The organism is Paraburkholderia sp. GAS42 (genome assembly GCF_050436565.1).
Lineage (GTDB): Bacteria > Pseudomonadota > Gammaproteobacteria > Burkholderiales > Burkholderiaceae > Paraburkholderia.
Genome location: NZ_JBNDML010000012.1, coordinates 25,043 through 47,957, shown reverse-complemented (window position 1 = coordinate 47,957; position 22,915 = coordinate 25,043). Strand labels below are relative to the sequence as shown.

General features: G+C 64.6%; 15 protein-coding genes. 3 read left to right on the top strand and 12 right to left on the bottom strand.

Translation table 11 applies throughout. The features are described 5' to 3' along the window. Positions 1-225 precede the first annotated feature (225 nt). Positions 226-1,089: a 4-hydroxybenzoate octaprenyltransferase gene (gene ubiA / locus P3T16_RS18625; protein WP_429343386.1), complete on the top strand. Its 864-nt coding sequence runs from the start codon at positions 226-228 to the stop codon at positions 1,087-1,089. A 14-nt stretch (positions 1,090-1,103) separates the two neighbouring features. Here ubiA and proC read toward each other — a convergent pair whose 3' ends face one another. The 6 genes from proC to P3T16_RS18595 all read right to left on the bottom strand — a co-directional run bounded on the left by proC (position 1,104) and on the right by P3T16_RS18595 (position 8,320). Next, on the bottom strand, positions 1,104-1,919 hold the full coding sequence (proC, locus tag P3T16_RS18620; protein ID WP_429343385.1) for a pyrroline-5-carboxylate reductase: 816 nt from the start codon (positions 1,917-1,919) through the stop codon (positions 1,104-1,106). 22 nt (positions 1,920-1,941) lie between these two features. Beyond that, positions 1,942-2,640, bottom strand: coding sequence for a YggS family pyridoxal phosphate-dependent enzyme (locus tag P3T16_RS18615; RefSeq protein WP_429343384.1), 699 nt, complete (start codon positions 2,638-2,640; stop codon positions 1,942-1,944). A gap of 91 nt (positions 2,641-2,731) precedes the next feature. Further along, the gene (glcF, locus tag P3T16_RS18610; protein WP_429343383.1) at positions 2,732-3,958 is read right to left on the bottom strand and encodes a glycolate oxidase subunit GlcF; all 1,227 of its coding nucleotides are present in this window, start codon (positions 3,956-3,958) and stop codon (positions 2,732-2,734) included. Positions 3,959-3,965: 7 nt separating this feature from the next. After that, entirely contained in the window at positions 3,966-5,054 is a 1,089-nt protein-coding gene (glcE, locus tag P3T16_RS18605) for a glycolate oxidase subunit GlcE (RefSeq protein ID WP_429343382.1), read from the bottom strand. Between the two features lie 304 nt (positions 5,055-5,358). Beyond that, a complete protein-coding gene (locus tag P3T16_RS18600) occupies positions 5,359-6,852 on the bottom strand; it encodes an FAD-linked oxidase C-terminal domain-containing protein (protein ID WP_429255393.1) in 1,494 nt (497 codons plus the stop codon). Between the two features lie 52 nt (positions 6,853-6,904). Continuing rightward, entirely contained in the window at positions 6,905-8,320 is a 1,416-nt protein-coding gene (locus tag P3T16_RS18595) for an FAD-binding oxidoreductase (protein WP_429343381.1), read from the bottom strand. 184 nt (positions 8,321-8,504) lie between these two features. Between P3T16_RS18595 and P3T16_RS18590 the strand changes: the two genes are divergently transcribed. Continuing rightward, positions 8,505-9,059: a cob(I)yrinic acid a,c-diamide adenosyltransferase gene (locus tag P3T16_RS18590; protein WP_429343380.1), complete on the top strand. Its 555-nt coding sequence runs from the start codon at positions 8,505-8,507 to the stop codon at positions 9,057-9,059. Positions 9,060-9,154: 95 nt separating this feature from the next. Here P3T16_RS18590 and P3T16_RS18585 read toward each other — a convergent pair whose 3' ends face one another. The 6 genes from P3T16_RS18585 to P3T16_RS18560 form a co-directional block, all read right to left on the bottom strand. Further along, positions 9,155-10,390 (bottom strand): DUF3734 domain-containing protein, encoded by a 1,236-nt coding sequence (locus P3T16_RS18585; RefSeq protein WP_429343379.1) that lies wholly within the window; start codon positions 10,388-10,390, stop codon positions 9,155-9,157. A 61-nt stretch (positions 10,391-10,451) separates the two neighbouring features. Then, positions 10,452-11,207, bottom strand: a complete 756-nt coding sequence (locus tag P3T16_RS18580; RefSeq protein ID WP_429255389.1) for an acetoacetate decarboxylase — start codon at positions 11,205-11,207, stop codon at positions 10,452-10,454. Positions 11,208-11,586: 379 nt separating this feature from the next. After that, positions 11,587-12,660: a 3-deoxy-7-phosphoheptulonate synthase AroG gene (aroG, locus tag P3T16_RS18575; protein ID WP_429343378.1), complete on the bottom strand. Its 1,074-nt coding sequence runs from the start codon at positions 12,658-12,660 to the stop codon at positions 11,587-11,589. Between the two features lie 381 nt (positions 12,661-13,041). Further along, positions 13,042-14,508 carry a metalloprotease TldD gene (tldD, locus tag P3T16_RS18570; RefSeq protein WP_429255386.1) on the bottom strand — a complete coding sequence of 489 codons (1,467 nt, stop codon included), beginning with the start codon at positions 14,506-14,508 and terminating at the stop codon, positions 13,042-13,044. Positions 14,509-14,601: 93 nt separating this feature from the next. Then, a complete protein-coding gene (locus tag P3T16_RS18565) occupies positions 14,602-15,462 on the bottom strand; it encodes a carbon-nitrogen hydrolase family protein (RefSeq protein ID WP_429343377.1) in 861 nt (286 codons plus the stop codon). Positions 15,463-15,612: 150 nt separating this feature from the next. After that, a complete protein-coding gene (locus P3T16_RS18560) occupies positions 15,613-19,872 on the bottom strand; it encodes a YhdP family protein (protein WP_429343376.1) in 4,260 nt (1,419 codons plus the stop codon). A gap of 247 nt (positions 19,873-20,119) precedes the next feature. On the opposite strand from P3T16_RS18560, the gene glnE reads away from it, so the two are divergent. Continuing rightward, a complete protein-coding gene (gene glnE, locus P3T16_RS18555) occupies positions 20,120-22,912 on the top strand; it encodes a bifunctional [glutamate--ammonia ligase]-adenylyl-L-tyrosine phosphorylase/[glutamate--ammonia-ligase] adenylyltransferase (RefSeq protein ID WP_429343375.1) in 2,793 nt (930 codons plus the stop codon). Positions 22,913-22,915 lie beyond the last annotated feature (3 nt).

Below are 22,915 nucleotides of genomic sequence, written 5' to 3'. Positions count from 1 at the left end.
GGCGCCTGTGGTGCATCCGCGCTGAAACGGTAGAAGAGCGGCCCGACAGTTGATGCCTGTCGGGCCGTTTCCGTTTTGCGAGCGTGTGCTTGTGCTTGTGCCTGTGCATGCAGCGTGTGCGGGGCACGGGCGGGCGGCTGCGCTCGTATCGCGCGATTGCGGTGCTGCGAGCCGCCGTCTTCGCCACTGCTCTAGAATGTCAGGATTGCTCTTCCCTGCCTCCCCATGTTCGCCCGACTTCCGCTCTATCTCCGCCTTGTCCGCATGGACAAACCGATCGGCAGCCTGCTGCTGCTGTGGCCGACGCTCAATGCCCTGTGGATTGCGTCGGAGGGTCATCCATCGTTTTCGCTGCTCGTGATCTTTGTGGTCGGCACGATCCTGATGCGCTCGGCGGGCTGCGCGATCAACGATTACGCCGACCGCGATTTCGACCGCTACGTGAAGCGCACGGAGAACCGCCCGATCACGTCCGGCAAGATCAAGGCGTGGGAAGCCGTGGCGCTTGCCGCGGGGCTATCCCTGATCGCATTTTTGCTGATCCTGCCGCTGAATACACTGACGAAGGAACTGTCAGTCGCCGCGCTCTTTGTTGCCGGTTCGTATCCGTTCACGAAGCGGTTCTTCGCGATTCCACAGGCCTATCTCGGCATCGCGTTTGGCTTCGGTATTCCGATGGCGTTCGCGGCGATCCAGAATCAGGTGCCGACGATCGCGTGGGTGATGCTGCTGGCCAACGTGTTCTGGTCGGTCGCGTACGACACCGAATACGCGATGGTCGATCGCGACGACGACATCAAGATCGGCATTCGCACGTCCGCGCTGACCTTCGGCCGCTTCGATGTGCTCGCGATCATGCTCTGCTACGCGGCAACGCTCGGTATCTACGTTGGGATCGGCATCGTGCTGGGCTTCGGCGTGCTGTACTGGCTTGGCTGGACGGCAGCGGCAGGCTGCGCGATCTATCACTACACGCTGATCCGCAATCGCGAGCGCATGCCGTGCTTCGCAGCCTTTCGCCATAACAACTGGCTGGGCGGCGCATTGTTCGCCGGTATTGCCGCGCATTACGCGGCGGGTGCGTTCTAAGCCGCGTCAGCCGGTTACTGCTTCCCAAACTCTTCGCCCATCGCTTTCGCCCGCGCGTTGGCAGCCAGCGCGCCGCGCACGATGGCGTCCTTCACGCCCGATGCCTCGAACGACGCGAGCGCAGCCGCTGTCGTGCCGCCCTTCGACGTCACGCGTTCGCGCAGAACAGCCGGCGGCTCATCGGACTGCGCCGCAAGTTGCGCCGCGCCCGTGAAGGTGGAGACCGCGAGCGCGCGGCCTTGCGCCGCATCCATACCGAGCTGGCGTGCGGCTTCTTCCAGCGCCTCGATGAAATAGAACACGTACGCCGGGCCGCTGCCGGAAATGGCGGTGACGGCGTCGATCTTTGCTTCGTCGTCGAACCACACTGTGTTGCTCACTGCGCCGAGGACGTCAGTTGCGAGCGTGCGGCCCGCTTCATCGACTCCGGCCGTTGCGAACAGACCCGTCGCGCCCATGCCGATCAGCGAGGGCGTATTCGGCATCGTGCGCACGACGCGCGCATGGCCGTTCAGCCAGCGCGACAGGTCGTCGGCGCGAATGCCCGCGGCAATGCTGATGATGAGTTGCGACGAACGAAGATGCGGCGCGAGAGCTTCCGCCACACTCTTCAGGATCTGTGGCTTGACCGCGAGCAGAATGGCGTCGAACGAAGCGAGCGCTGCGTCAGCAGCAGCGCCGGTGCGCACGCCGAACTGCTGCTCGTTGCGGGCTCGCGCTTCTTCGTTGGGGTCGATCGCATACAGATCGGCGGGCGCGACGCCGCGCTTGATGAGACCGCCGATGAGCGCCGCAGCCATATTGCCGCCGCCGATGAAAGCAATTTTCATGATGTTCCGTGAAGTGTTCTGTTCAGTTTGAGTAGTCACGCGCGCCGAAAATTGCCGTGCCGACACGCACGATCGTCGCGCCTTCGATTACGGCCGCTTCGAGATCGCCTGACATGCCCATCGACAACGTGTCGAGTTCGAGCCCATCTGCACGAAGCTGTTCGAAGAGTTCGCGCAGCAGACGGTGCGGCGCACGTTGCTCTTCGACGCTGCCAGCCGGTTCGGGGATCGACATCAGACCACGCAGACGCAGCCTGGGTAGCGCTGCGATCGCGCGGGCAAGCTCCAGTGCTTCGGCGGGCGCAACACCGCTTTTCGACGCTTCGCCGCTGGCGTTCACCTGCAGGCACACGTTGAGCGGTGCCAGACCATCCGGCCGCTGCTCGGAAAGCCGCTCGGCAATCTTCAGGCGATCGATCGAGTGAACCCAGTCGAAATGTTGCGCGACTGGCTTCGTCTTGTTCGATTGCAGCGGACCAATGAAATGCCATTCAAGATCCGCGCGCAGATCGGCCAGCGATTCAATCTTGGTGATCGCTTCCTGCACGTAGTTTTCGCCGAATGCACGCTGACCTGCGGCATGCGCCGCGCGGACGTCTTCGGCTGGGAACGTTTTCGAAACGGCTAGCAGCGTAACAGAGCGTGGGTCGCGACCCGCCACTTGAGCGGCGAGAGCGATGCGCTGATGCACGGCGTCGAGGTTATGGATGAGATCGGGCATGAGGCGGTTGAGCACACAGCAGGGCGATGTACGGAATTATACGGACGCCGCCCTGCGCCGCCGACTCAGCCGAACGGCCAGGTAGAAAACATCAGGCCGACAGCATATGCTCAACCAACTCGATCCAGTGCGTGACCGGAATCGATGTGCCGCTTTGCAGATGCGCGATGCAACCCACGTTGGCCGAAACAATCAGTTGCGGTTCCAGCGCGCGCAACCGTTCGAGCTTCTGGTTACGCAACGTGTAGGAAAGCGTCGGCTGCGTGAGTGAATAGGTGCCGGCCGAACCGCAGCACAGGTGGCTGTCGGCGGGCAGGCGCACTTCGATGCCGAGCGCGGTGAGCAGGTGCTCGACGTGCCCGCGGACCTGCTGGCCATGCTGCAGTGTGCACGGCGGGTGGAAAGCGACTGTATGCACGGAACGGCGGCGCGCGAGGGCCACGAGCGATTCTTCAAAGTCGGGCAGGATTTCGCAGATGTCGCGCGTCAGTGCCACGATGCGCTGCGCCTTGTCGGCATACGCCGGGTCGTTGCGCAGCAGGTACGCATATTCGCGCACCGTCGCGCCGCAGCCTGACGCGTTCATCACGATCGCTTCCGCGCCCGCTTCGACGTGCGGCCACCACGCGTCGATGTTGGCGCGGATGTCGTCGAGGGCTTCGTCGTTGTAGCCGAGGTGCAGGCGGATCGCGCCGCAGCAGCCGGCCTCCGGCGCGACGATGGTCTCGATGCCGAGGGCATCGAGCACACGCGCGGTCGCGGTGTTGACGTTCGGCATCATCGAAGGCTGCACGCAGCCGGCCAGCATCAGCATCTTGCGCGGGTGCTGCGCTGTGGGCCATTCGAGCAGCGGCTGACGCGCGGGCACCTTGTCGCGCAGCTTCTTCGGCAGGAGCGGGCGGACGTGCTGGCCGAGCCGCATCGCGGGCGTGAAAAGCGCGCTGTTCGGCAGGAAGCTCGCGAGCACGCGGCGCAGCAGGCGCTGGCCGGGCGGCCGTGTCACATGCTCCTCGACGACCTTGCGGCCGATTTCGACGAGGCGCCCGTATTGCACGCCGGACGGGCACGTCGTCTCGCAGTTGCGGCACGTCAGGCAACGGTCGAGGTGCATCTGCGTGCTGCGCGTCACAGGCGCGCCTTCCACCATCTGCTTGATGAGGTAGATGCGGCCGCGTGGGCCGTCGAGTTCGTCGCCGAGTAACTGGTAGGTGGGACAGGTTGCCGTGCAGAAGCCGCAATGCACACATTTGCGCAGGATGGAGTCGGCTTCGTCGCCATCGGGGGTGTTGCGAATGAAGTCCGCGAGGTTGGTTTGCATCGCGCGCTCAGAAGTCGGGGTAGAGCCGGCCGCGATTGAAGATGCGGGCCGGGTCGAACGCGGTTTTGAGGCCGCGGTGGATTTTCATCAACGGAGCGGGCAGCGGCGTGAACACGCCTGCGCTGCGGTCGTAGCCGTGTCCGGTGCGGAAGATCGTCGCGTGCCCGCCGGCCTGTTTCGCGCTGATGCGGACAGTTTGCGCGTCGGTGTCGGTGATCCACCAGCGTTGCGCGCCGCCCCATTCCATCAGCTGCGCGCCCGGAAGCTGCAAAGGCTCGGTGATCGACGGCAACGCGAGACGCCACAACGCGGCGCCGGGTGCGATCGCGGAGAAGAACGGGTCGGTCTGTTCACGCAGCCCGGCCCAGAAACGTTCGGCTTCGACCGCATCGACCACTTCGCCGCCGAGCGATGTACGCGCCGACTTGACCGCGGCTTCCGCGCCGGCAAGGCGCATGGCTAGCGTGCCGTTGCGCCAGGCGCTCGCGGTGATGGGCAGCGGACGGCCGCCCCATTCGTTGAGCTTGCGCACGGCGTCGGTGCCGTTCATGTCGAACTTGAGCGTCGCTTCGGCGACGGGGCGCGGCATCACCTTCACGGACAATTCGAGGATCAGGCCGAGCGTGCCGAGCGAGCCGGCCATCAGGCGCGACACGTCGTAACCGGCGACGTTCTTCACGACCTGCCCGCCGAAGTGCAGCTTCTGCCCCTGGCCGTTCATCACGAGCGTGCCGAGCACGAAGTCACGCACGGCGCCCGCGGACGGCCGGCGCGGCCCGGCGATGCCGGCCGCGATGCAACCGCCGAACGTCGCCTGCGGGCCGAAGTGTGGCGGTTCGAACGCGAGCATCTGCCGGTGTTCGGCGAGGGCCGCTTCGATTTCGAGGAGCGGCGTGCCGGCGCGTGCGGTGATCACGAGTTCGGCCGGGTCGTAAGCGATGATGCCGCGGTGCGCACGCGTGTCGAGGATTTCGCCTTCCAGGCTCTGGCCGTACCAGTCTTTCGTACCGCCGCCGCGAATGCGCACCGCGCGTCCTTCAGCGCTGGCCGAACGGATACGTTCAGACCAAACGGCGACGATGTCGTCCTCTTCCATGGCGTCCTGCTTCGTTGTGTTTCGTCCGATTGTACCGGGCGGGGCGGCTCTGGCAACCCGGAGCCGACCCGTACGGGTAATGCGGCCGGAGCTTTGATGGACGAAAGGCGCGGGTCAGGGCCCGCTTGCCGCGCATGCCCATGTCGAACGGACGAAAGCGCTAAAACCGGCGCCGCCGGGATCCGGTTGCACCGTCGAAGAACCGCCGCCGCCTCAGGCGACGAACCGCAGCGACTCCGGCTTCCAGTATTGCGCCGCGAGCCGGAACCGCAGCAACGCACGGATTCAGCGCCGTCCGTCGTACCTAAAACCGCGGCAGCTCCGGATGCGGCAACAATCCCCCGCGCACATGCATCCGGCCATATTCCGCGCAACGGGCGCGCGTCGGAATTCCCTTATCCGGATTCAGCAGACCGGGCGGATCGAACGCACGCTTCACTGCGTGAAAGGCGTCGCGCTCTTCCGGCGAGAACTGCACGCACATCGAATTGATCTTCTCGATGCCGACACCGTGTTCGCCCGTTATCGTCCCGCCCAGTTCGACGCAGCATTCCAGAATGTCCGAGCCGAACGCCTCGGCGCGATGCCATTCGTCGAGATCGTTGCCATTGAAGAGAATCAGCGGATGCATGTTGCCGTCGCCCGCGTGGAACACGTTGATACAGCGCAGCGAATATTTCTTCTCCATCTCCTCGATGCGCGACAGCAGCGGGCCGATGCTGCGGCGCGGCACGGTGCCGTCCATGCAGTAGTAGTCGGGCGAGATGCGGCCCGCCGCCGGAAACGCGTTCTTGCGTCCTGACCAGAACTTGAGCCGCTCGCTTTCCGTGCGCGAAATCTGGATGCGCGTCGCGCCGCACTCGCGCAACACCGCGGTCATGCGGACAATCTCCTCGGAGACTTCTTCCGGCGTGCCGTCCGATTCGCATAGCAGGATGGCTGCAGCGTCGAGGTCGTAGCCGGCGTTGACGAATTCCTCGACGGCGCGCGTCGCGGGCTTGTCCATCATTTCGAGGCCAGCCGGGATGATGCCCGCCGCGATGATGCCGGCGACCGCATCGCCACCTTTCACGACGTCGTCGAAGCTGGCCATGATGACCTGCGCGGTCTGCGGCTTCGGGATCAGCTTGACGGTGACTTCAGTGACGATCGCGAACATGCCTTCACTGCCGATCAGCACCGCGAGCAGGTCGAGCCCGGGCGCGTCGGGTCCAAGCGAGCCGAACTCGACGATGTCCCCTTCCATCGTCACGGCCCGCACGCGCAGCACGTTGTGCACGGTGAGCCCGTACTTGAGGCAATGCACGCCGCCGGAATTCTCGGAGACGTTGCCGCCGATCGTGCAGGCGATCTGCGAAGAAGGATCAGGCGCGTAGTAAAGGCCGTAGGGTGCAGCGGCTTCCGAAATGGCGAGGTTGCGCACGCCCGGTTGAACGGTCGCGGTGCGCGCGTATGAATCGACTTCGACGATCTTGCGAAAGCGCGCAAGCGACACGACGACCCCGTGGCGGATCGGCAGCGCGCCGCCCGACAGACCGGTGCCCGCGCCACGTGGCACGATCGGCACATCGAGCCGGTGACAGATCTGGACGATGCGCTGCACCTGCGACTCGGTTTCCGGCAGCGCGACCGCAAGCGGCAGCCGCCGGTATGCGGCCAGACCGTCGCAATCGTAGGCGACCGTATCTTCTTCGCGATACAGCAGACAATGCGTCGGCAGCACGGCCATCAGGGCCTGCACGACTTCGCGCTGGCGCTGGGCGAGAACTTCAGGCGAAAGTTCGCCAGGTGCGTTCATGTCTCCTCCTTGTGCGGGCACGCGGTCGGGGTATGCCGGTTCGCCCGTCGGGTCATGCTGCCCAGGAAAAAATCTTGCCCGGGTTCATCAGATTGCGCGGGTCGAGCGCGTGCTTGATTGCGCGCATCGTGTCGACCGTATCTTCGCCGTGTTCCTCGAGAAGAAAACCCATCTTGTGCAGACCGACGCCATGTTCGCCGGTACAGGTGCCGTCCATGCGCAGCGCGCGCTCGACGATGCGATGGTTCAGGCGCTCGGCTTCGACGAGTTCTTCCGGCCTGTTCGGATCGATCAGGATCGCGACGTGAAAATTGCCGTCGCCAACGTGGCCGACGATCGGGCAGGGCAGCGGCGATTCCTTCAGGTCCTGCTCGGTTTCGACGACACACTCCGCGAGACGCGAGATCGGCACGCAGACATCGGTCGTGACTGCGCGGCAGCCGGGCTTCAGTTGCAGCATGGCGAAGTAGGCGTTGTGTCGCGCGTTCCACAGACGGTTGCGGTCTTCCGGACGCGTCGCCCATTCGAAGCCTTCACCGTGGTTCTGCGCGGCGATGTCCTGAACGAGTTCGGCCTGTTCCTTGACGCCAGCTTCAGTGCCGTGGAATTCGAAGAAGAGTGTGGGCGCTTCGCGCAGCGTCAGGTTCGAATGACGGTTGATCGAGCGGATCGCGAGCGAATCGACGAACTCGACGCGTGCGATCGGCACGCCGATCTGGATCGTTTCGATGACGGCACGCACCGCATCACCCATCGACGGAAACGTGCACACCGCAGCCGACACCGCTTCCGGCTGTGGATAGAGCCGCACGGTGATTTCGGTGATGACGCCGAGCGTGCCTTCCGAGCCTACAAAGAGGCGCGTCAGGTCGTAACCCGCCGACGATTTGCGTGCCCGCGTGCCGGTCTTGATGATGCGGCCGTCGGCGAGCACGACGGTCAGGCCGAGCACGTTCTCGCGCATCGTGCCGTAGCGCACGGCGTTGGTGCCCGAAGCACGCGTTGCCGACATGCCGCCGATGCTCGCGTCCGCGCCCGGATCAATCGGGAAGAAAAGGCCGGTATCGCGCAACGCTTCGTTCAACTGCTTGCGCGAAATGCCTGGCTCGACGGTGACGGTGAGGTCTTCTGCGTTGATCGACAACACATGATTCATCTCCGACAGGTCGATCGACACGCCGCCCTGGACGGCAAGCAGATGTCCTTCGAGCGATGAGCCGTTGCCGTACGGAATCACCGGCACGTCGTGCTGTGCACAGAGCTTGACGATGGTCTGTACTTCTTCGGTCGTGCGCGCGTAGACGACGGCGTCGGGCAGTTGCGGATCGAACGGGGATTCGTCGCGACCGTGATGGGCGCGCACGGCGTCGGATGTCGAAGCGCGCTCGGAGAACGCGGACTTGAGCGCAACCATCAGGTCCGCGGGGAACGGGCGGCGCAACGGTGCCGGGGGCACAGGATGATTCACGCGAGTCTCCTGAAAGCGGACGGGTTGTTCTATTGATGCAGCCCATTTTACGCCGATCACCCGCCTGGCGCGGGTCGCGGCTGACAAACCTATAATGGCGCGATGGCCGCACGTGCCCGCTGGCGTGAGGTAGCGCATTATCAGTGGATCGTGACCGCATCGTCACCACATCAAGGAAGACATCATGGGCTACCGCCTGAGCAAAATCGCCACCCGGACAGGCGACGACGGCACCACCGGTCTCGGCGACGGCCGGCGCGTGCGCAAGGACGACGCGCGGATTGCCGCCATTGGCGACGTCGATGAGCTGAATTCGAACCTCGGTGTGCTGCTGTGCGAAGCGTTGCCCGACGACGTGCGGAAGGCGCTGTTCGCGATCCAGCACGATCTGTTCGATCTCGGCGGCGAGCTCTGTGTTCCTGGCCACACGATGATTGTCGACGCGCAGCTTGCGCAACTCGACGTGTGGCTCGCCCATTACAACGCAACCTTGCCGCCGCTGAAGGAGTTCATCCTGCCAGGCGGTTCGCGCGCCGCGGCCGTGGCGCATGTCTGCCGGACAGTATGTCGCCGGGCCGAGCGGTCGATCGTGGCGCTCGGCCAGACTGAGACGATCAACGCGGCGCCACGTCAGTACGTGAACCGGCTTTCCGATCTGCTGTTCGTGCTCGCGCGCGTGATGAACCGCGCCGATGGTGGCACGGACGTGCTGTGGGAGCACGATCGCAAATCGACGTGAGCAGCATGAGGGATAAGCGCTGAAATGGCGCCCGGCCGGCTTGCCGATCGGTTCGCTTGCGACTTCGATCGACGCGCAGACCGGAACGCCGCCCTTCAGATTCCCGCTTCGCGCTCCACCTTCGACTTCGGCCCGAGCCGGTCGCTGCTCGTCGGCGCGTGCACATCCCGTGACGCGAATCCCGCTTCGTTCTCCGGCAGATCGAGCCACTCGGGGTGAGCGAGCGTTTCGCGAATATCGGCAAGACCCGTCGACCAGTGGTCCAGCATCGTATTGAAGCCGAACTGGAAGTCCTTGAACTGGTTTTCGAACGGCTTGTCCTTGTAGATCAGTTGCACGACGTTGTAGCGCTTGTCTGTCGACATCTGCGCGGCGATCTTGCACCACGGGTCGTTTTCGAGTGCTTCCGGGCTCACGTGACGCAACACCTCGCGAAGCGTCCGACGCAGCAACTGCGTGCGACGCACGTCATGGGTAACGGCTCGCGTCCGGCTGGAATACTGGATGTCTTTCGTCCGGTCGTCGACCTGTCCCATGTTCGACGGCAGGGCGCCTTGTGCGCTCCACAGATCGACCTGGAAGGCGAGCGTGTCGCGCCGCGGCGTTTGCCCCAGTACCTCCGACAGCGGCGTGTTGGAAATGAGGCCGCCGTCCCAGTAGAACTGTCCGTCCACTTCGACGGCCGGAAAGCCCGGCGGCAGCGAGCCGGACGCCATGAAGTGTTCCGGCCGCAACGTGAGGTGCGCATTATCGAAGAACGTCAGGTTGCCCGTTGCCACATTCGCGGCGCCCACGCACACGCGCGTGCCGCCGTGATTGATCCGGTCGAAATCGGCAAACCGCTCGAGCGTGCCCTTCAGCGCACGTGTGTCGTAATAGCTGGCTTCGGTCACCTTGAGCGATTGCGGCCCGACCGGTGGCGGAAAGCGTGGCTTGAAAAAGCCCTTCTGGCCATCCAGCAGCGCCCGGGTCGCATAAAACGAGGAAAACGCCTGTCGATAGGAGTCGGATATGCCGTACAGGCGGGTTTCGAGCTCGGCCGGCCAGAAATGCAGCGGGAACGCTGGCTGGCAGATCGTGGTCCAGAACTGCTTCAACGCATCGACGCGTTTCTCGGGTGCATTGCCCGCGATGATTGCCGTATTCAATGCGCCGATCGAGATGCCCGCGACCCAGTTGGGATGAATGCCAACCTCGGCGAGCCCTTCATAGACGCCGGCCTGATAGGAGCCGAGCGCGCCGCCGCCCTGCAGGACGAGCGCCACGGTTTCGTAGTGCTGCGAGACCGTCTCGTTGAGCGGAGGCGGAGTGTGGTTTGTCTGGGTCGCCATTTTTTGCCTCGTTGTTAAGCGAGCCGGTCTGCCCGGCGTACCGTCTTCTGGAACGTGTGACTCAGCGGCTCTCCTGATCGGCCGACAGGTAATCGAATGCCACTTCGCCCAGCGCCAGCGTGAGGTCGGCGATGATGTGCCGCGCCTCGACGATCTCCAGCACCGGCAGGTCGCCCACCGGGGCAAGCGCGTGCGACGAGAGCGTCAGCGAAGCCGGGCCGCTCCACGCGCCTTTGACGTGAATGTCCTTCAGGTGGTAGCGGACGATCTCGCAGATGCGCGGCGTGCCATCCACATGCGGAATGATCTTCAGCAGATAGTTGTCGCCGCTCATCTTGACGCGTTCGGCTTCGGCATCGAGCGCGGTGTGCTTGTAGCCCATCGTGCCCGTCGCGACGCGCACCGGGCCGAAATCGAGCGTGCCGACCAGCACGTCGATATGGGTCTCCAGTTTCGGTGACGCGAGCTTCTTCGGAAAGCCCCACAACTCGCGACCGCCGGCGATCGGCGGGTGATCGTCCAGATACATCGCGTGCGTGTACGCGCCGGCCTTGCCGTTGAATTTGACCGGGATGACCTGGCCGCTTTCCGTGTAATCGCCGAAGCCTGTGGAATCCGGCATCCGGATGAACTCGTAATGGACGAGATCGGTGTAGACCTCGAGCGGCTCCGGCACGAGCGCGCGCAGCTTCTCGATATCGGTGCGGTACGTGATGATCATGAATTCACGATTGACGAACCGGTACGGCCCGATCGGGTAGGCCGGGCTCGTCAGCGGCATCGAGAATGCGGTTTCGCGTACTTGTTCGATTTTCATGAGATCTCCGAAAACAATGTTCGGGAGAGCGTCGGAAGCGGCCTGCGGGACGCTCTGGGCGGGAAATAAAACGGCGGATCAGCAGGATAGCGGAACCGCGACCGGGCGAACCGGTACGTGCGACAACACTCCAGATACTCGATCAAATCCTTTTGCGTCGCAACAGGCTTTTCGGCATAGGACGAATCCTGGGCGACGTGGCGCGCGAAGCAGCGGACATAAAAGGACGAACGATTCGAACCGTCACAAATTTGATGTAGGGCGCACGCGATCAGCGCCCGAAAAAAATGCCGCCGGGTTTGAGCAACCGGGCGGCATGGATAGCCAGAAGCAGGTTCAAGCGAGCCCCTTCAGCAAAGATAAAACATACAGCCAGCGCTTAATTCCCGCTCCCGCGCGCGACGCGTCGCTGCTTGACCGATTCGGCGAGGCCCTCGAGCACGCCGATGCTTTCGTCCCAGCCGATACATGCATCGGTGACGCTCTGACCGTACGTCAGCTCGCAGCCTTCCTGCAGGTCCTGGCGGCCCGCCACCAGATGCGATTCGACCATCACGCCGACGATCCGCTCGTCGCCGGCAGCGATCTGGCTGCCGATGTCCGCGCACACCGGAATCTGGTTCTCGTGCTTCTTCGAGCTGTTCGCGTGGCTCGCGTCGATCATCAGGCGCGCAGCAAGACCGGCCTTGCCGATGTCGGCGCACGCGGCGTTTACGCTTTCCGCGTCGTAGTTCGGCGCCTTGCCGCCGCGCAGGATGATGTGGCAATCCTCATTGCCGGCCGTCGATACGATCGCCGAATGGCCGCCCTTCGTCACCGACAGGAAATGGTGCGGCTGCGACGCGGCCTTGATCGCATCGACGGCGATCTTCACGTTGCCGTCCGTGCCGTTCTTGAAGCCGACCGGGCACGACAGGCCCGAAGCCAGTTCGCGGTGCACCTGCGATTCGGTCGTACGCGCGCCGATCGCGCCCCACGAGATCAGATCGGCGATGTACTGCGGGCTGATCATGTCGAGGTATTCGGTGCCCGCCGGCAGGCCGAGTTCGTTGATTCTCAGCAGCAGTTCGCGCGCGGTACGCAGGCCGTCGTTGATCTTGAAGCTGTTGTCCATGTACGGGTCGTTGATGAGACCCTTCCAGCCCACCGTCGTGCGCGGCTTTTCGAAGTACACGCGCATCACGATCTCGAGTTCGCCCGCGAAGCGCTTGCGCTGCTCGATCAGACGACCGGCGTATTCGAGCGCGGCCTTCGTGTCGTGAATCGAGCAGGGTCCGATGACGACGATCAGGCGGTCTTCCATGCCGTGCAGGATGCGATGCATCGACTGACGCGCGTTGTAGATCGTGTTCGACACGTTTTCGTCGAGTGAGAATTCGCGGATCAGGTGCGCCGGCGGCGTCAGTTCTTTCAATTCTCGAATGCGGACATCGTCGGTATTGTGCGGGGGCATGCTTGTTCTCCAGGATTCAGTTCGTAGCGTGTTCGCGCGGGAAAGATCTCAAGACCGCGGCAAACGAAACTCAAAGGCGTTCAACGTCAAATCAGTAAAAAGCGGACGGGCGAAAAAAAACCGCCAGACTCGCTGGCGGTTTTTCGGGAATTCCAGGTGTTTCGTGCACTAACACCCCTCTCGATCCGCCAGCGGTCTGAGATGCCAGAAAAAATAAAAGTAAAACTTGGCGGAAGACATGGCGAAAAAGTGTCGCTCGTCGAAAAGGTTGAATGGCTTTATAACCCGCTCAGGCGCGCGTGACAAGCATCGACCTGTAAAAATGCGGATATTCCGCACGTTACGTGAAAAAAATGCACGAAACGTGCGTTGAGGCGACAATCAGACTGTACCGCCGACTGTCATGCGATCGATGCGCAGCGTCGGCTGGCCGACGCCGACCGGCACGCTCTGGCCTTCCTTGCCGCAGACGCCGACGCCCGTATCCAGCGACATGTCGTTGCCGATCATGCTGACGAACTTGAGCGATTCCGGGCCGCTGCCGATCAGCGTCGCGCCCTTGACCGGGTAGCTGATCTTGCCGTTCTCGATCATGTACGCCTCGGACGCCGAGAACACGAACTTGCCGTTCGTGATGTCGACCTGGCCGCCGCCGAAGTTCACCGCATACAGGCCGTTCTTCACCGATGCGATGATTTCCTGTGGATCCTTGTCGCCGTTCAGCATGTACGTGTTGGTCATGCGCGGCATCGGCAGCGCGGCGTACGACTCGCGGCGCGCGTTGCCCGTCACCGGCATCTTCATCAGGCGCGCATTCAGCGTGTCCTGGATGTAGCCCTTCAGGATGCCGTCCTCGATCAGGGTCGTGCACTGCGTCGGGTTGCCTTCGTCGTCGATGTTCAGCGAGCCGCGACGGTTCGGCAGCGTGCCGTCGTCGACCACCGTGACACCCTTTGCCGCCACCTGTTCGCCGATGCGTCCAGCGAACGCCGATGAACCCTTGCGGTTGAAGTCGCCCTCAAGACCGTGGCCGATCGCTTCGTGCAGCAGCACGCCAGGCCAGCCCGGTCCGAGCACGACGGTCATCGCGCCGGCAGGCGCCGGGCGTGCGTCGAGGTTCACGAGCGCTGCATGGACGGCGTCGTCGACGTACTTCGACAGGATTTGATCGGTGAAATAGCCGTAGTCGAAGCGTCCACCGCCGCCACCGCTGCCGATTTCGCGGCGGCCGTTCTGCTCGGCGATCACCGTGACCGACACGCGCACCAGCGGACGGATGTCCGCGGCCAGCGCGCCGTCGCTGCGCGCGACGAGCACGACGTCGTATTCGCCGGCGAGGCCCGCCATCACCTGCTTGATGCGCGGATCGCGGCCGCGCGCCATCTGTTCGATGCGTTCGAGCAGCTTGACCTTGGCGGTCGCGTCGAGCGAATGCAGCGGATCGGACGGCAGATACAGGTCGCGGCCCGCAATGCCGGTCAGCGACGAGGCCACCTTGATCTTCTGCTTGCCGCCGCCCGCCTTCGCAATCGACCGGGTGGCAAGCGCCGCCTGGCGGATCGCTTCGGGCGACAGGTCGTCCGAATATGCGAACGCCGTGCGGTCACCCGACACGGCGCGCACGCCGACGCCCTGATCGATGCTGAAGCTGCCCGATTTCACGATGCCTTCTTCCAGACTCCACGCTTCGCTGCGCGTCGCCTGGAAATACAGGTCGGCGTAGTCGATGCGATGCGTGAAAATTTCCGCGAGCGTGCGGGTGAGAACGCCTTCGTCGAGGCCATAGGGCGTGAGGAGCACGTCCTTGGCGGTCGCGAGGTTACGGATGCCGGGTTCGATGATATTCATGCGAGGTCTGGTCTTTTCAATGCAAAGGATTCGATCGGAACGGGCGTCGATGTCAGGTTCATTAGATGGATCGTCGGCGCGGCGCTTTCAAGGTCAGTCTGGATCAGGTGATGTGAACGTCAGGACGCGATGTCGCCATGCAGGCAGGCTCTGGCGGACTTCATCGATGCGTGCGCGCTCGATATTACCGGCTACGACGCCCGCGCCTTCGTCACGCACTGCAACAATCTCGCCCCACGGGTCGATCAGCATGCTGTGGCCCCAGGTCCGGCGGCCGTTTTCGTGTTTGCCACCCTGCGCGGCGGCCAGCACGTAACACTGGTTCTCGACGGCGCGGGCGCGCAGCAGCATTTCCCAATGCGCGCGGCCCGTCGTGTAAGTGAACGCGGACGGTACGACGATCATCGCGCAATCGCCCATCCGGCGATACAGCTCCGGAAAGCGAAGATCGTAGCAGACGGACAGACCGACCCGTCCGAACGGCGCGTCGAACGTGCGGACTTCGTCGCCGGGGCGGATCGTGCGCGCTTCGTCGAACGATTCCTCGCCTTTTTCGAAGCTGAAGAGGTGGATCTTGTCGTAGCGGGCGGCTTCACGGCCCTGCGGGTCGAAGACGAGCGTCGTATTCAGCACGCGGGTCACTTCGGGCGCGGTCAGCGGCAGCGTACCGCCGATGATCCAGACCTTGTGGCGGCGCGCCGCGTCGGCGAGAAAGCGCTGGATCGGGCCGTCGCCATATGCTTCGCGGACGGTGAGCTTGTCGGTGTCCTTGAAGCCCATGAAGCAGAAGTATTCCGGCAGCAGCACGAGCTGTGCGCCATCGGCGGCCGCTTCGGCGATGAGACGGTCGGCTTCGGCGAGATTGCGGGCGCGCTCGGGCGTGCTCACCATCTGCAGCGCGGCAACCCGGAACGACGCGAGGGAGGACGGAGATTCGGCGTGTTGATCGCTCATGAGCGTTTCGAAAGACTCCCGGCTGGGCGGCGCGTATTCCGCAGGTTTCGCGGACCCCGCGTACCTGACAACGCGCCGGGGACAAATCATGGCAATACCGTCGCAAACTGCCTGCCACGGCAACTGCCCGCGACAGGGTCCGATCAGCACTTACTCAACGGCAGCCGGAACCGGCGTGTTCATCTTACCGCGATCGACACGGACCCGCTCGATGTGCGGTTTCGCCCACGGGCCGGTGATCGCGTAGTCCATCGCGAAGGCGTGTTCGATCGACTGCGACAGCGCGAAGTCCGCGAGCAGCGCACCGAGACCGAACAGCGGGTTAATGACCGCGGCGACCACGACGCCCGCGCCCGCGCTGACCGTCGGCGTGACGTGCACGCGCAGGTCCTCGGTTTCATGGGCGAGATCGACGGTGCCCTTCATGTTGGCGCGCGCAGGCGCGAGGACCATCTCGAAGTTATCCGTGCGGCCGACGCCATTGTCGATCTTCGCCGTGCCCGTCACGCTTTCGAACGGCAGGCCTTCGCCGATCACGTCGCGGAAGTTGAGTGTCGCGTAGTGCGCAAGGCTTTGCAGGCTGATCACGCCGAGCAGTTTCGCCACTCCCGGATCCACCTTCAGGATCTGCCCATGACGCAGATCGACGGCGAGCGTGCCATCGAGCGTCGGGTAATCGATCACCGTCGGGCCGCCGAGCCAGACGAGCTTGCCCGACAGCGTGCCGGAGCCTGCCTTGATCGTATGCGCGAGGCCGGCGCGTTCGAGCAGCGCGCCGGCATCCTTGATGTCGAGCTTGAAGTCGAGCGCCGTGCGACGCGGCGCTTCTTGTTCGGAATTGCTGGTCAGTGTCTGATCGGTGCGCCAGTTCGCCGTCGCGGTCAGCGTCGCGGCGGGATTGCTGATGTCGAGTTTGTCCAGTTGCCAGACGGGCACACCGTCTTCGTCGAAATTGTGCGCATCGACTTCCAGCCGGCCGAGGTTGCGCTCGCGCACGATCAGCTCGTTCACGATCAGATCGATCGACGGCATGTTCTGCGCGGGCACCGACATCGCGCGGCCGAGCAGATCTTTTTCAGTCGCCGACGGAATCACGAGTTTCGCAAAGCGCGCCTGCAAGGTACCCGGCGAATCTTTCGTCGCGCCCGGCAGCCATGAGACGTGACCGGACACCTGGTTCGAGCCGATGTTCGCCTGCCACCGGCCGGCGTCCCGCGACGCGCCGACGACGAGGTCGTCCCAGTGGCGCTTCAGGAGCTTGAGTGTGCCGATATGGATCGCGAAGCGCGTCGGCAGGAACTGCTGTGCCGTTGTGTTCGGCACGCCGGGCTGCATGGCGTCCTTGCTGCCGCTGCGCATCTGCGAGATGAGCGCGCGCCACGCGTCGGCGTCTAACTGCTCGACGTCGGCCGTGGCAGTGACGCCCTCCAGCGGCAGATCAGCCGGTTTGTTGACGCCGATCGCGCCGCGAACGACCGTCAGCGGCTGCTTCGGGTCGTGGCGCAGCAGGTAAGTGGCGGCGATGGGGCCGAAGGTGAGGTCGGCGCGTTGCAGGCCGGCGTCGGCGGGGCTGGCGGAAGAGGCGGACGCAGCCGGCGAGATGGAGGAACCGGAAGACCGCGGCGACCTGGATGCGCCACCCGCCGCACCCGTCAAAGGAGGCCGGAACGTGAAGCGCAGCGGCATCGGTTCGCCCATCGGCTTGTTGAACGGCGCGGGGAAGTTGAGCGCGAGGCCGGTCAGATCGGAGCTTGCCGTGACGTCGGGCGAGCGTCCTCTGGCGCCTTGAATGCTCATCTGATAGGGCGCGCTGCCGCTCATGTGCGCGAGCACCTGCGTGGCCGGCCCGCGCAGGTTCAGCCCCTGCGCGGCGTCGACACCGATCCGGCCGGCGATATCGAATGCATACGTGCCGTCCTGCCGGTAGCCGCCACTCGCATGCACGTCGCCGCCAAGGAAGTGCGCGGACAGGCGATCGGTCTGCGCCGTGTGCTCCGTGAAACGCAGTTTGCCGTTGAGCCGCGAGAGCGGCGGCGCTTTCTCCATGACCAGCGCGTTGTTCTGGAAGCCGATCGTGCCTTCGACCGCGATGTGCGGCTTCGGCGTGCGCGGCACCGTGAGCTTGAGTGCGAGCGTGGCCGGTCCTTCGGCGCGGACCTTCTCGCCGGCGTGCTTCGAGATGCCGCCGAGCGCGCTGTTATTCACGTAGTCGAGCAGGTCGGCGAGCGGACCGCGTCCGTCGCCGGTGATGACGAGGTTCGACGCCCTCGTGCCGAGATCGTCGATCTTTCCGGTGACCTTGCCGAGCGCCACGCGCTTGTAGTGTGCGCGATCGACGTCGAAACGCAGCAAGTTTTCCTTCAGCTCGAACTTGCCGTCGATGCCATCGAACGCGGGCCAGACACTCGGCGTGCCGTCCTTCAACGTTCGCGGCGGCCAGGGCGACGGCTCGAAGCGTCCGCCACGAAACGGTGCGACGATGTGAAACACGCCCGCGGTCGGATCGCGCGAGTAGGGGAATTTATCGAGGTTGCCGTGCACCTCGATCGTCGCGCCTTGCGAGGTGCCGCCCTGCAGACCGTGCCCGAGATAGAGACGCAGCTTTTCGCTGATGCTCGTCGGCAGATAGCGCGGAATCTGCGGCACCTTCGCGCGATCGAACACGGCCTTCAGATCGAGTGCGCCGCGTCCGTGGCCAGGGTTCGTGTAATTCGCGGTGACCGTGGCGGCGGTATCGGCATTCGCAACCGCGAGATCGGAGAGCACCACCGAGAACGCCTTGTGCTGCTCGCCTCGAGCGGCCGGCTTGATTTCCCAGTGACCGTGGCCGGTCATCCGGTCGAACAGCAGGCGCGGATCGTCGAACACGCCGGGCAGCGTGACGGCGACTTTGGCGGTGTCGATCGTGACGGCGCCTTGGTTTTCGTCCGCGTCGACGCTGCCCCACAGATTTTCGACCCCGGGAATGCCCGCGCGCGGGTGGTTCCGCAGGGTGAGACCCGGCGGCGGTTCCTGTGCGGCGACGCTGATGCCCTGCAGGTCGCCCTTGAAGCGGTAACGGACGATCGGTTCAGCGCCGGGCGGACGATGTTCGGCGGCGGCTTCGCCGGAATCGGGCTTGTCGCGCTCGACTTCGATCACGTAGTTCGAGACCATCCCGCGCGGGTTGAAGCGCACGAGTTCGTTCAACAGTTTGCGTGGGAGTGGCAGCGCACGGCTGAATTCCGCGAGGATGCCGAGGTCGACGCGATCGCCATTGATGCTGATCAGCTGGCCGTGCTGGACGCTCGGCATCCGGAAACGGCCGTTCAGCGTCGAGAGTGTGAGCGAGCGTGTGACCGGCGTGCCGTCATCGAGCGGCGGCTGGCCGAGTTCGGCATGCAGGTCGCTCAACTGCAACTTGAAGTCGCGGCTGGCCAGGTCCACGTTCCAGATGAAATCCGCGACTGGCAGGTCGAGCTTCGGCTGCGTCGGACGCACGCGCATCGATACATTGGCGCCGGCCAGATGGCCGCCGGCGGAGGTCATGCGGCCCTCAGCGAAGTCGATCCAGATCGAGTTATCGATGCGGCCCGCGAAAGTTTCGACCGGGAAATCGATATAGCGCGCGAGCGTCGGCAGGTCGACCGGACCGGTAGACAGATACGCGTGACCTTTCCAGTTGATCGGCTTGCCGGCCGCCGAAAGCGGCGCGTGACGGAAGTTCGCGCGAAAGTCGAGCGGGCCGTGCAACACGTTGCCCTCGGCCGGCGCCTGTAACGCGAGCCGGTGATCGGACCCGTCGGTGAGAATCGCGAGACGGATGTCGTGCAGCTTGATTTCGGGCGCGTCGTGCCGTGCATCCCGCCAGCGCAGCGTGCCGCCGCGCAGCACGATGGCCTGCTGACGCAGCAGCCAGGTGGTGAACGTGTCGCTACCGGTGTGGCGGGTGGGAAGCGGCACGCCGGCGACGGACAGCACGCCGTCCGTGCCGCGCGCGATCAGCACGTCTGGTTTGTCGACGATCAGGGTCGAGAGCACCGGCGCGAATTGCAGGAACGACCTCCACGACAGGGTCGCGGTGGCGTGCGGAATGGTCAGCGCAGTGTTGCCGTCGCTATCGCGGATCGTGACGTTGGTGATGTCGAGGCCGGGCTGGAAGCCTGTCCAGTGCGGCGCAAGCTGGCCGATGTTCAGTTGCGCGTGCAACTTCGAGGACACGACCGCTTCGATGCGCGGACGGAACGAATCGATGTTCGGCAGGACCGCGTAACGCAAACCGAGGACGAGGGTCGCCACGATGAAGTACAGCACCAGCGCGAGCGCAAGGACGACTCGCAGCGTATGGCGCAGCACCGCATGGTCGCTCCCGCTGTTGGGCCTGGCGCGTCCGGCTTCGTGCGACTCGGCGGATTCGTTTGGCTCGGACATGCTGCGACGGGTGGGCGTATGGTAGTTTTGCGGTCTGACGACGAAATGTAACACACGGGCCAGCGGCCACGGGCGTTGGGTGAAACGTCCGGCCAGCAAGCCTTGCGACGGGGTATGACATGGCGCGAAGCTCACCTTTGAAGCCGTGCTGATGGCTGCGCCGGACTCAACCTGTCCGCGCGATGTGCATGGTGTGCGTGTTGTGCGATGTCGCGATTGATGTAGCAACGAGCGAGCCAGACCTTAGATGACTGAATCCACCTTGATGAGTTCCGCCTGGTCGCACTACGCGGCACGCGCCGTGACGGCCCGACCCGAACTCGCGGCACGCGTGGCGGCACTGGCTGCCGCGCCCGTCACCCGCGTACAGATCGACGCGCGGCTCGACGCGTTGACCGGCGTGCTTCGTGCCTCGTCCGATGTGCCGCTCACCGAAGATGCCCTGAAAAAGGCGCTTCGCCAGTTACGCACCGAGGTCTTCTGCGCCGTGATGGAGCGCGATCTGTCGGGCCGCGCGGATGTCGCCGAAGTCACCGGCACGATGACCGATCTCGCCGAAGCGACGATCCAGCGCGCGCTGGCCGTCCTGTCCGCCGATCTTGAAACGCTCTATGGCGAGCCGCACGGCCCGGATGGCGAGCGCCTCACGCTAGGCGTGGTCGGCATGGGCAAGCTGGGTGGCCGCGAGCTGAATGTGTCGTCGGATATTGATCTGATCTTTCTCTACGAAGAGGACGGCGAGACGGCCGGCGGCCAGCGCTCGCCGATTGCGACGCAGGACTTCTTCACGCGCCTCGGCAAACGGCTGATCGCCGCGCTCGCCGAAGTGACCGCCGATGGCTACGTGTTTCGTGTCGATATGCGGCTGCGTCCAAATGGCGATTCGGGGCCACTTGTGTGCAGCCTCGGCATGCTCGAAGAGTATTTCTATGTACAGGGCCGCGAGTGGGAGCGTTACGCGTGGATCAAGGGCCGGCTCGTGTCGGAAAGCGAGAGCGAGGCGGCGCGACGTCTGTCAAAGCAGCTCGACGCGATCGTCACGCCGTTCGTCTATCGCCGCTATCTGGATTTTGGCGTGATCGCGGCGATTCGCTCGCTGCATCTGCAGATCCGCCAGGAAGCGCAGCGCCGCGCGTCGATGCGTCCCGACAAGGCCGACGACATCAAGCTTGGACGCGGCGGCATCCGCGAGATCGAGTTCAGCGCGCAGGTGTTCCAGCTGATTCGCGGTGGTCAGGACGCGGGTTTCCGCGTGCGGCCGACGTTGAGCGTGCTGCGGCACGCCGCGGCGCACGGGCTGATCGCGCCTTCTGTGTGCGTCGAGCTTTCGCAGGCGTATCGCTTCCTGCGCGACCTGGAACACCGGCTGCAATACCGCAGCGACGCGCAAACGCACGCGATGCCGGTCGAGCCCGAAGAACGCGCGCAGCTCGCGAAGACAATGGGCTTCGACGATTACGCCTCGCTGATGACGACGCTCGACGGACATCGCGAACGCGTCGAACTGCAGTTCGATCAGATTTTCGCCGACAAGGTGAACGGTCAGCGCGGCTGCGGCGCGCCGGAAGACGGCGCGGCGGTGTGGGTCTGGAGCAGTGCGCTCGATGACGAAAGCGCCGACGAAGCGCTGCGCGCGCGCATCGTCGAACTGGGCGTCGCGGAACCGGCGGAGCTGCTCGACCGGCTGCGTGCCGTCTGGCGTTCGTCGCGCTATACGGGGCTCGCCGAGCGCAGCCGGCAGCGCTTCGACATCGTCGCGCAGCGCGCGCTCGAAGCCGCACGCACGCTGGAGCCGGCCGAGCGGCGCGGCGATACGATCGCGCGCTTCTTCGATCTGCTCGAAACGGTGAGCCGGCGCGGCGTGTATCTCGCGCTGCTGACGGAATATCCGGTGGCGCTGCATCGTGTGCTGTCGGTGCTGGGCGGCTCGCGCTGGGCGGCGGGTTACCTGATCCGGCATCCGCAACTGCTCGACGAACTGCTCGATGACGAGGCCATCGCGAGCCCGTTCGACTGGCCCGAGTTCAAGCGCACGTTGCGTGCGCGGATCGCCGCGGCGGACGGCGTGGAGCAGCAGATGGACCTGCTGCGCCACGCGCACCAGGCGGAAGTATTCCGGATCCTGCTCATCGATCTGGCTGGGCATCTTACCGTCGAGCATGTGAGCGACAGGCTCTCCGAACTCGCCGACGCCGTGCTCGACGTGACGCTCGAAGCCGTCTGGAAGACGGTCGCCAAACGGCATCGCGAGGTGCCGCGCTTCGCGGTGATCGCGTACGGCAAGCTGGGCGGCAAGGAACTGGGTTACGCGTCGGACCTCGACGTGATCTTCCTCTACGACGACCCCGACGATGCAGCCGCCGACGTCTACGCCACCTTCACGCGACGCCTCATCACATGGCTCACGATGGCAACGGGCGCGGGCACGCTCTTCGATGTCGATCTGCGCTTGCGGCCGAATGGCGAATCGGGGCTGCTCGTCACCGATCTGGACGCGTTCCGTCGTTATCAGCTGCGCGAAGGCGACGCGGCCAACACCGCGTGGGTGTGGGAACACCAGGCGCTGTCGCGCGCGCGTTACTGTGCGGGCGACGCGGAGATCGGCGCGCGGTTCGAGGCGATCCGCACCCAGGTGCTGACGACGCCGCGCGATGCCGCTTTGCTCGCGAAGGAAATTGTCGAGATGCGTGAGCGCGTCGCGGCGGGGCATCCGAACCGGACCGAACTGTTCGATCTGAAACACGACCGGGGTGGAATGGTCGATATCGAGTTCACCGTGCAGTACTGGGTGCTGCTGCACGCCGCGCGTGATCCGGAGCTGATCCGCAACACAGGGAATATTGCGCTGCTGCGCGAGGTGTCGCGCTTCGGTCTGATGAGCGAGGAAGAAGCGGAGACAGTGGGGGCGGCTTACCGGACGTATCGCAAGCTGCAGCACCGGCTGCGTCTGGACGGGATGGAAAAGGCGCGGGTCGACCCGGAGCAGGTGAAGGCGGAGCGGGAAGCGGTGCTCGGGTTGTGGCGGCGGGTGTTTGGGTGAGGG

Excerpts from the sequence above, each read along its gene's own strand:
- ubiA (WP_429343386.1), top strand. The coding sequence starts at position 226 with ATGTTCGCCCGACTTCCGCTCTATCTCCGCCTTGTCCGCATGGACAAA.
- proC (WP_429343385.1), bottom strand. The coding sequence starts at position 1,919 with ATGAAAATTGCTTTCATCGGCGGCGGCAATATGGCTGCGGCGCTCATC.
- P3T16_RS18615 (WP_429343384.1), bottom strand. The coding sequence starts at position 2,640 with ATGCCCGATCTCATCCATAACCTCGACGCCGTGCATCAGCGCATCGCT.
- glcF (WP_429343383.1), bottom strand. The coding sequence starts at position 3,958 with ATGCAAACCAACCTCGCGGACTTCATTCGCAACACCCCCGATGGCGAC.
- glcE (WP_429343382.1), bottom strand. The coding sequence starts at position 5,054 with ATGGAAGAGGACGACATCGTCGCCGTTTGGTCTGAACGTATCCGTTCG.
- P3T16_RS18600 (WP_429255393.1), bottom strand. The coding sequence starts at position 6,852 with ATGAACGCACCTGGCGAACTTTCGCCTGAAGTTCTCGCCCAGCGCCAG.
- P3T16_RS18590 (WP_429343380.1), top strand. The coding sequence starts at position 8,505 with ATGGGCTACCGCCTGAGCAAAATCGCCACCCGGACAGGCGACGACGGC.
- P3T16_RS18585 (WP_429343379.1), bottom strand. The coding sequence starts at position 10,390 with ATGGCGACCCAGACAAACCACACTCCGCCTCCGCTCAACGAGACGGTC.
- P3T16_RS18580 (WP_429255389.1), bottom strand. The coding sequence starts at position 11,207 with ATGAAAATCGAACAAGTACGCGAAACCGCATTCTCGATGCCGCTGACG.
- aroG (WP_429343378.1), bottom strand. The coding sequence starts at position 12,660 with ATGCCCCCGCACAATACCGACGATGTCCGCATTCGAGAATTGAAAGAA.
- tldD (WP_429255386.1), bottom strand. The coding sequence starts at position 14,508 with ATGAATATCATCGAACCCGGCATCCGTAACCTCGCGACCGCCAAGGAC.
- P3T16_RS18565 (WP_429343377.1), bottom strand. The coding sequence starts at position 15,462 with ATGAGCGATCAACACGCCGAATCTCCGTCCTCCCTCGCGTCGTTCCGG.
- P3T16_RS18560 (WP_429343376.1), bottom strand. The coding sequence starts at position 19,872 with ATGTCCGAGCCAAACGAATCCGCCGAGTCGCACGAAGCCGGACGCGCC.
- glnE (WP_429343375.1), top strand. The coding sequence starts at position 20,120 with ATGACTGAATCCACCTTGATGAGTTCCGCCTGGTCGCACTACGCGGCA.